At 46.0% G+C, this 1,195-nt stretch carries 2 protein-coding genes; both read left to right on the forward strand.

Annotation, left to right across the window (positions count from 1 at the left end):
- Nucleotides 1-121 precede the first annotated feature (121 nt).
- Entirely contained in the window at nucleotides 122-940 is an 819-nt protein-coding gene (locus AC3DOM_RS17490; protein ID WP_487920322.1) for a mechanosensitive ion channel family protein, read from the forward strand.
- A gap of 56 nt (nucleotides 941-996) precedes the next feature.
- Entirely contained in the window at nucleotides 997-1,125 is a 129-nt protein-coding gene (locus AC3DOM_RS17495) for a hypothetical protein (protein WP_487920324.1), read from the forward strand.
- Nucleotides 1,126-1,195: the final 70 nt, after the last annotated feature.

Raw genomic sequence — 1,195 nt, forward strand, 5'->3', positions numbered from 1 at the left:
GGCAGGAAATCTGATCGGTCTGGGCGTAAAGGGATTTTTGGGTGTATCAATTGGTATATTAACCCTGCTGTTGAATATCGGTTCCACCAAGCCACCTCGTAAAAGAAAATAAGGAGAAGCTATGGATACTAATCTTCTAAAATCTGTTTTGCTACGTATATCTACCAGTTTTACTGAAAATCTACCCTCGATCATCACTGTTATTCTGATCATCTTGATCGGGTGGATTGTTTCGCGCCTTGTAGCTGGCTTTGTGAAACGGGTTGTAACCCGCACAGGATTGAACAAGGCTTTCGATCACTCCGGTTTTGCCCAGGAGTTGGATAAAATCCAACCGGGACGCACTCTGGCAGATCTCGCTTCAAGTGTGACGTTTTGGCTGCTCTGGCTCTATATCATTTTTGCATCCCTGACCGGCTCGGACCTCAACCTGGAAGCTACACCTTTTAACGCAGCGCTCTCCTTTCTGCCGCATCTGTTCGTTGCCTTCATGATATTAGTTGGAGGCGTGTTATTGGCGCAGTTTATCGGGCGATGGGTGCAGGTTGGGGTAGCTGCCACTGGTGTGGAATTTCACGAAACACTTGGCAAAGGCACACGCCTGTTGTTAATTGTGATTGTCATTATCACAGCTATCGAAGAGCTGGGCATAGACTTGACCCCATTGACTAACGCCCTGACCAATATCATCACCATCTTTGTTGCAGGATTGGCTTTGGCTTTTGGCATCGGTGCGCGTGAAGTAGTTCACAATATCCTGGCCGGTTATTATGCCCGCGAGCATTTTGAACTGGGCGATCAGGTGCAAATTGACAATGAAACCGGTACACTGGATGCTATTGGAACTGTGAGCGCAGAGATAACCTTGCCCAAGGGCCGGATCGTTATTCCCAACAGTGATTTGACCGAAAAGATGGTCAAGATTTACACGGTGGAGTAATTCAGGCTTTCCTTTAGAAGAGAAGGTGCCAAAGCCCATTTCACCCCCAGGCATCGCTGACCGATTTGCAAACATTTGGGCTACCAGAATGGATTGACCTGAATTTTATCAGGAAGATGGTTTCAGAAACAAAATCCACTTGTATTTTTGTCCACGACTCCGGTCATGAAAGCGCATTAGTGTAGATAACATATCCCGTTTCCTTGAAGGCAGCCATGCTATACTACATTATATATATACGTTACTGTTATTGAT

This window comes from Candidatus Desulfolinea nitratireducens (assembly GCF_982879505.1).

What these genes read in the sequence shown, in the direction of transcription:
- AC3DOM_RS17490 (WP_487920322.1), top strand. Translation starts at nt 122, where the DNA reads ATGGATACTAATCTTCTAAAATCTGTTTTGCTACGTATATCTACCAGT.